Below are 6,569 nucleotides of genomic sequence, written 5' to 3'. Positions count from 1 at the left end.
GCCCGAACCGCCCAGCGCCTGCTCGCCCTGGCCGCCGCGATCTGGCACAACCACGCCATCAGCGCCCCAACAAGCCGATCACTAACCGCCTACGACCACTGACGTTAGGAATCACTCGTCTAGCGGATGGCGACCGGGACCTCATCCCGGTCGCCGTCCTCGTCCGGGACGAGACCGTGGCTGTCCTCATGTACGGCGCAATCGGGCGGTGGGTTGTGTTCGTGCAGCGCCGTGACGGCGTCTGGGTCGCACCTGGCCTCATCACGGGTACGCGCGCCCCGATAGTCCCCGCGACATCCGAACACCGGACTATCTGCCGATCGCTCGGATGTCGACCAAGCATTTCACGCTGCCCGACGACGACGGTCGACCGCAGGAGCAGGGTTGGTTCGCGGTTACCGGCCAGGCCGCCCACGACGCGGTGTCACTGCACATCGTGGGCGAACTCGAGGAGCACCGGTCAGCTGTGCACGCAGACGGCCTGGTCTTCGGGATGGTGCGCGCCCGAGCAGGCGAGGGTCCGCACGTCTGGGTGAACACGCGCGACGGTCGGCGTGTGCATGCTTCGCCGTTGATGGCCAGCTGAAAAGGACTGAGCCGCAGACCGATCGGCCTCTTGTCCGGGAAAATCCTCGAACCGGGCCTCGCCGACGAACGAAGACCAGGGCTATTCGGTTTGGGCCCAGGCGGCGATGGGGAGGGAGAGGTAGATGCCGAAGTCTTCGAGGTCGGTGGCGGCTTCGAGGGCGGCGTGGAGTTCGTCGACGCGGTCCTGCCGGTTGGACGCGCGGCTTTCGAACCATTTGGAGCGGATTTCGATGACGGCGTCGAGGCCGGAGCGGTCGAAGGGGCCGAGGGGGCGGAACCGGATTTCGACGTCGCCGGGTTGGAGGTTGTGGTCGTAGGGTTCTTCGGGGCATTCGACGGCGAGCGAGACGAGATGGGGCAGCTGGTCGGCGAGCGCACGCAACGTGGATTCGGGGACGTGGGGGGCGTAGGTCACCTCGACTAGGGGCACCGGATCAGCCTATCGATCGGTACCGGGACCGGGAGTGCTGCGACGGCTTGGGCGGCGGCGAGTGCCGTAGCCGCTCGGGCCGTTCGAGCTGGGCTCCGCACCGGCCCGGTGGGATTCAGCTGGCGTGCAGGCGACGGAAGCGGCTGCCGTGGAAGACCAGCGGCTCCACATCCGCCCGGGTCGCCAGCCGGTGGATGCGCAGGATGACGACGGTGTGATCGCCCGCGGGGACGTGCGCTTCCGGGACACCCTCGATCCAGGCCGACGCGCCATCGATGAAGACGGCGTCACCGGTGCCCCGATGCAGCCGCGTCTCCCGGAAGCGGTCGCCATTGCGTGCGCCGAGGGCCTTGGCGGCGGCCTGCTGATCGGTGCCGAGCAGGCTCAGGCCGAGGTGGTCGGCGGTCGCCAGACGTGGCCAGGTGGATGAGGAGTTCTGCACGCAGAACGAGACCAGGGGCGGGTCGAGGGAGACGGGAACGAAGGTGCTCACCGCGAGCCCGTGCGGTACGCCGTCCACCTCCGCGCAGACCGCGACGACACCGCTCGGGAAATTGGCGAAGGCCCGGCGCAGACCGTCGCCGTCGGCCGGGAATTCGAAGTGCTCATGCATGATTCGTCGCCTGCACGGTGACCGCGGGTATGGTGTTCAGCGCGGCGACCACGGGACGCCAGCGCTCGGTGTAGGCCGCGATCGCCCCGTCTTCCAGGAAGGTGCGATCCGACAGGTACAGGCCGGGCAGCGCGGCGATCGCCCCGATCTCGACCAGGACCGGCTTGAGCAGCAGATCCGGGGCGAGCGCATGGGCGGGGCCCGCGCCGAGCATCAGCGGCACCGCCACCACACCGGAAAGTCCGGCGCCGCCGTCGAATTGTTCGAGGAACAGCTTCAACAGTCCGGTGTAGGTCGCTTTGAAGGTCGGGCTTGCGAAGACCACGAGCTCCGATTCCGCGACTGTGCGGGCCGCCGCGGCGACGGCCGGATCACCCCGGGAGAGCAGGGTGGGCCCGAGATCGACCAGATCGATGACGGTGGGCGCGGAGTCCGGCCGCAGCCCCTGTGCGACCAGGACCGCCGCGGTCAGGGTCCGGGAGGCGGGCTTCGGGTTGCCGACGACGACCGTCACTGACATGTTCGTATCCTTCTCTCGATCACGAGCCCCCGCTCCGATTAGGCCGTGCAGCGGGATGCGGCTATGTGCTGGTACTTCCAGCGGACGAGGTCGCATCGCTGCTCCCCATGGGTCATGGCCGATCTGCCTTCCACTTCAACACCGCGATCGGATCGACAGGAGGGTTTGAATCTGTGCGATCCGATCGCCTGCGTGTCGTACTCGGGTGTGGGCGAGCCCGCCCGCGAATTCGGATCGTCCGAAACGCCCGGCGACTGCAAGCGCGGGAGCACCTCGATCACGAATCGAGGGAAATCCCGCAATCGAGCGGGATCTACCATGCACCTATGGCGTTCACCATTGCCGAGTTGTCAGGGGACCCGACCGAGCAGTACCGGCAGCTGATCGCGCAGGCCGAGGCGTTACTGGCCGGGGAGATCGACCGCACTGCGAACGCCGCCAATCTGGCGGCCCTGATTTTTCATACCCTGCCGCAATTGAATTGGGCGGGATTCTATTTCTTCGACGGGCGCGAACTCGTGGTCGGTCCGTTCCAGGGCAAACCGGCCTGTGTTCGCATCGCGATCGGCAGGGGCGTATGCGGCACCGCGGCACAGACCCGGCAGACCCAGGTGATCCCGGATGTCCACGCATTTCCGGGCCATATCGCCTGCGACGCCGACTCGCGCTCCGAGATCGTGGTGCCGTTGCTGCATAACGACACCCTCATCGGCGTCCTCGATCTGGACAGCCCCGAGCCCCGCCGATTCGACGAGACGGATCGGACCGGGCTCGAGGCGGTCGCGCGGATCTTCCTCGATTCCCTGTCCGCCCCTTAGCATTCGGGGGTGCCGCCACCGGAGGCGCCGCCCACCTCGCATGGACCGCAACCGGCGCGGACTTACGGATTGCGCGCGGCGCGACCTGAATGCGGCCGGTTCAGCTCAGCGCTGTCCGACGCATTGGGTAACGATCTTGTTGGTGGCGGCGCGGGCGCGGTCAGCGTCTTCCTTGCTCATGCCGAGGGTCTCCGGATCGACCGCCTTATTGTCGTATTCACTGCCGATCAAGGTGCGCAGACCGTCCTGCGAAATACCCTCGTCCACATAGGCCTTGGCCGCGCAATCGGCGAGGCCCTTATCCCGAAGCCCCCTGTCCTGTAGCGATTTCGAGATATCCGCCGGGGTCACCGTGGATGCCGCCGCGTCCTTGTCGTTGCCGCACGCCGCCAGCATCGGCAGCGCCACGATTGCCGCAGCGATCAGGAAAATCCGCACCTGACTCCTCTTCTCGGTCGAATGAAAGGGCCACCTTCGGGCGCCGCAACGATAATGCCGCAACTCGCCCCGTGATGGTCGATCGAGACGAATTGCGCTGTCACAGATCCATGGCCGCGCGCAGCGCGGTATCCACCCGCTCCAGCACATCGGGTGACATGTCGTCGACGCGCTCGGCCAACCAGCCGCGATAGATCCGGCCGAGGTTGCCCGCGTGCACCCAGCCGTGTCCGGGGACCTGCACCGCCAGAATGTCCAGCGGATCCTCTTGCTGCACCTCGGCGGCGATCAGCCACTGCCTGGGGGATTCGTTGATGCCGTCACTGCTGATGAGCACAACGGTGCGGCGGCGCGGCGGCGAACCCTGTGGGTGATAGATCCACAGTTCACCCCTGCGCACGCATAGCCTCCTCGGCGGCGGCCAGCTCCGCCTCGTCCGTCGCGGCCTCGGCCGTCACATCCGGTACCGGACCGACCCCGGTTCGTACGGCCTCACGTCGCGCGGCCTTCGATATCCACGCCGAGGGTGACATACCCGCTCGGGCGGCGGCCTGTTCAGCGAAGGCCCAGGCCGCCTCGTCCAGCGAAAGGGTGACCTTACGCGTTGCCATACCTTTTATCGTACCGGTGATCGGTCGTCTCGCCAGCGCATCAGCCGATCGGCTCGACCAGCGGGCCGAGGCAGCGGCCGGCGAAGGCACGCAGCGTGGCCTCGTCGCTCAGGTCGAAATACCCCTCCGGCGTGAGCACTACCGACTGCGCCAGGCGCAGCGCGATCTCGGCCGCGGCGTCGGCATCGACGCCCGGCGCCTGTCCGGCGGCCTGTAGTTCCCGGCACTGCGCGGCCAGGAACTCGCGGCAGGCCTGCAGGATCGGGGCGCCGTCGGTGGTCAGGTACGGCAGAAAGGACTCCGGCTCGCTCGTCAGCAACCGGCCGACGAGAGCATCGGTCCGCACGATCAGCACCGAGCGGACGAACCCCTCGATCAGCCGCTCGCGCACGGTGGTCCGATCGGCCACCGCCGCGGCCGTCTCGGTCAGCAACCGCAATATCCAGCGTTGCAGGGTGGCCGCGACGAGGTCGTTCTTGGTCGCGAACCGGCGATAGACGGTCGCCCGATTCACCCCCGCCCGGCGGCGGATGTCGTCGACGGCGGCCCGGCGCAACCCGTATTCGGTGAATTCCGCCAGCGCCGCGTCCAGAATCTTGTCCGTCATCGGATCGGGGGACGGACCCGGTAGGTCCAGCAGCGTGGCGAGCGGGGGTAGGTGGGCGTCGGCCATCCGGCCATGGTCCCATGCCCGCGTCGCCGCCGAGCCGCTGTTCATCGGCTCGCGCGCTCGCGGGCCATGCCCGCCAACGCGCGCGGCTGGTACCGCGCACGCTCGGGCAGCAGCGGCCACACCCGCCGAATCAACGCCACCCGGAGCCGGAATTGTCTGCGCTGCAATGGTCCCCACGGCAGTCCGAGGCGTTCGCGCAGCACCGGCGGCATGGTGCCCGCGGCGATGAGGCGGTACTGGTGCATGAACGCGGTGCCGAACAACCGCCAGACGACCTCGGGAACCTGTGGGAGACGCATCTCGACGGGCCGATCGAGTTGACACACCACCCAGCCCGCCGATTCGGTCACGGCCAGCCGTTCGGCACACATGCGATCGAAGTAGGCGCGGAAGTCGTACCAGTCCTCGGGCATCGGCCGCTCACTGATGCCGTAGAGCCGGTACCACTGCTTGCCCTCGTCGTAGAAGCGCTGCTTCTCCTCGTCGCTGAGGCGATGATCGAAGATATCGGCCGTCATGATCGCGGCCCAGATGAAGGTGGCGTGCGCCCAGAAGTAGATCTCGGGGTCGAGCGCGTGATACCGCCGGCCATCGGCGTCGATGCCCTTGATATCGCGGTGGTAGTCGCGGACTCGGGCGGCGGTGGCCAGCGCTTCGGGTCCGTCGTAGACGGTGCCCGCGATCTGCGGAACCGAACGGAAGATGCGCTCCCACGGCTCGTTGAAGAAGTCCGAATGCTGGGTGACGCCCGCGCCGAGCCCCGGCAGCATCAGCTGCATGATGCCCGCGGCGGGCGCCAGCAGGTACACCCGCAGATCGCCGAAGTATTTCCACAGCAGCGAATCCGGTCCCAGCGGGGTCACCGCATTCGTTGTGTCGACCGCGTGTGCCGTCATCTCATCCTCGTTCCTGAAACTTCGTTGTTTCCAGCCGAATTGCCTCCGGCCACACAAAGCGACAATAGATCTATCTTTGTTGCTTCTCAATGGTCAGAGTAGGTTGAAGTAACTTGATCACATCGGCATACGGGCGCTGATACTGTTGGCGCACCGCCAATGGAGCAGAGTCGGGGATGCGATGACAACGTTGAATCACCACCGGACCGGCACCGGAGCACCGCTGGTGCTGGTGCACGGGGTCGGCAGCCGCTGGCAGGTGTGGGAGCCCATCATCGATACGCTCGCCGAGCAGTTCGATGTCATCGCGGTCGACCTGCCCGGATTCGCCGGTTCCGCACCGCTGGAGCACACCACCGTCGACACGCTCACCGATGCGCTGGCGGATTTCGTTGCGGCGCAAGGTATCGAGCGACCACACCTGGCGGGCAACTCGATGGGCGGGCTCATCTCGCTGAATCTCGGGGCGCGCGGACTGGCCCGCTCGGTCACCGCGTACTCCCCGATCGGCTTCTGGGACAAGGCCGGTCGCATCTGGTGCCAGCAATCGCTGGGCAGATCACGCGGGCTGATCGGCCCGCTGGAGTCGATACTGCCCAATGTCCTCGGCACCGCCGTGGGCCGCACCATATTCCTGTCGCTCATCTACGGAAAGCCGTGGGCGGTGGATACGCAGATCGCCATCGACACCGCTTACGGCGCGTGGAACGCACCGGGATTCGTGGACGCGCTCGCCTCCTTCGACACCGCACGGCTGCACGAAATCGGTGCGCTGGCAGACATTCCGGTCACCATCGCCTGGGGCAATCGCGACATCCTGCTGACCTATCTCACCCAGAGCCGCCGCGCCAAGGCCGCGCTCCCGAACGCCAGGCACGTCACACTGCACGGCAGCGGGCATACGCCGTTCTATGATGATCCCGCCGCCTGCGCGCGGGTCCTGCTCGACACGGCGGGCGCGACCCCGTAGTGCTGCCCGGCG

At 67.2% G+C, this 6,569-nt stretch carries 11 protein-coding genes and 1 pseudogene; 4 read left to right on the top strand and 8 right to left on the bottom strand.

Annotated elements, in window-relative coordinates:
- A pseudogene (locus AB0H61_RS13555) lies at positions 1-102 on the top strand (IS982 family transposase); the annotation flags it as partial.
- Positions 103-328: 226 nt separating this feature from the next.
- Positions 329-586, top strand: a complete 258-nt coding sequence (locus AB0H61_RS13550) for a hypothetical protein (RefSeq protein WP_357303154.1) — start codon at positions 329-331, stop codon at positions 584-586.
- Positions 587-667: 81 nt separating this feature from the next.
- Here AB0H61_RS13550 and AB0H61_RS13545 read toward each other — a convergent pair whose 3' ends face one another.
- The 3 genes from AB0H61_RS13545 to AB0H61_RS13535 all read right to left on the bottom strand — a co-directional run bounded on the left by AB0H61_RS13545 (position 668) and on the right by AB0H61_RS13535 (position 2,151).
- Positions 668-1,018 (bottom strand): hypothetical protein, encoded by a 351-nt coding sequence (locus tag AB0H61_RS13545; protein WP_357303152.1) that lies wholly within the window; start codon positions 1,016-1,018, stop codon positions 668-670.
- A 115-nt stretch (positions 1,019-1,133) separates the two neighbouring features.
- Positions 1,134-1,631 (bottom strand): flavin reductase family protein, encoded by a 498-nt coding sequence (locus tag AB0H61_RS13540; RefSeq protein WP_357303149.1) that lies wholly within the window; start codon positions 1,629-1,631, stop codon positions 1,134-1,136.
- Complete coding sequence (locus AB0H61_RS13535; RefSeq protein ID WP_357303146.1) at positions 1,624-2,151, bottom strand: NAD(P)H-dependent oxidoreductase; 528 nt, start codon at positions 2,149-2,151, stop codon at positions 1,624-1,626. Before AB0H61_RS13535 ends, AB0H61_RS13540 begins: the two co-directional genes overlap by 8 nt.
- Before the next feature lie 326 nt (positions 2,152-2,477).
- On the opposite strand from AB0H61_RS13535, the gene AB0H61_RS13530 reads away from it, so the two are divergent.
- On the top strand, positions 2,478-2,969 hold the full coding sequence (locus tag AB0H61_RS13530; RefSeq protein WP_357303144.1) for a GAF domain-containing protein: 492 nt from the start codon (positions 2,478-2,480) through the stop codon (positions 2,967-2,969).
- 105 nt (positions 2,970-3,074) lie between these two features.
- Here the strand turns inward: AB0H61_RS13530 and AB0H61_RS13525 are convergent, their stop codons facing one another.
- The 5 genes from AB0H61_RS13525 to AB0H61_RS13505 form a co-directional block, all read right to left on the bottom strand.
- On the bottom strand, positions 3,075-3,407 hold the full coding sequence (locus AB0H61_RS13525) for a hypothetical protein (protein ID WP_357303141.1): 333 nt from the start codon (positions 3,405-3,407) through the stop codon (positions 3,075-3,077).
- A 100-nt stretch (positions 3,408-3,507) separates the two neighbouring features.
- A complete protein-coding gene (locus tag AB0H61_RS13520) occupies positions 3,508-3,807 on the bottom strand; it encodes a hypothetical protein (RefSeq protein WP_357303138.1) in 300 nt (99 codons plus the stop codon).
- Positions 3,794-4,018 (bottom strand): hypothetical protein, encoded by a 225-nt coding sequence (locus tag AB0H61_RS13515; RefSeq protein WP_357303135.1) that lies wholly within the window; start codon positions 4,016-4,018, stop codon positions 3,794-3,796. The genes AB0H61_RS13520 and AB0H61_RS13515 overlap by 14 nt, the downstream gene beginning before the upstream one ends.
- Positions 4,019-4,058: 40 nt before the next feature.
- Positions 4,059-4,691: a TetR/AcrR family transcriptional regulator gene (locus tag AB0H61_RS13510; protein ID WP_357303132.1), complete on the bottom strand. Its 633-nt coding sequence runs from the start codon at positions 4,689-4,691 to the stop codon at positions 4,059-4,061.
- 41 nt (positions 4,692-4,732) lie between these two features.
- On the bottom strand, positions 4,733-5,587 hold the full coding sequence (locus AB0H61_RS13505) for an oxygenase MpaB family protein (protein ID WP_357303129.1): 855 nt from the start codon (positions 5,585-5,587) through the stop codon (positions 4,733-4,735).
- Between the two features lie 181 nt (positions 5,588-5,768).
- Here AB0H61_RS13505 and AB0H61_RS13500 point away from each other — a divergent pair, with 181 nt between their 5' ends.
- Positions 5,769-6,557, top strand: a complete 789-nt coding sequence (locus AB0H61_RS13500) for an alpha/beta hydrolase (protein ID WP_357303127.1) — start codon at positions 5,769-5,771, stop codon at positions 6,555-6,557.
- Positions 6,558-6,569: the final 12 nt, after the last annotated feature.

This window comes from Nocardia sp. NPDC050710, assembly GCF_040654375.1.
Classification (GTDB): Bacteria; Actinomycetota; Actinomycetes; order Mycobacteriales; family Mycobacteriaceae; genus Nocardia.
This window is presented reverse-complemented; position numbering and strand designations above follow the sequence as displayed.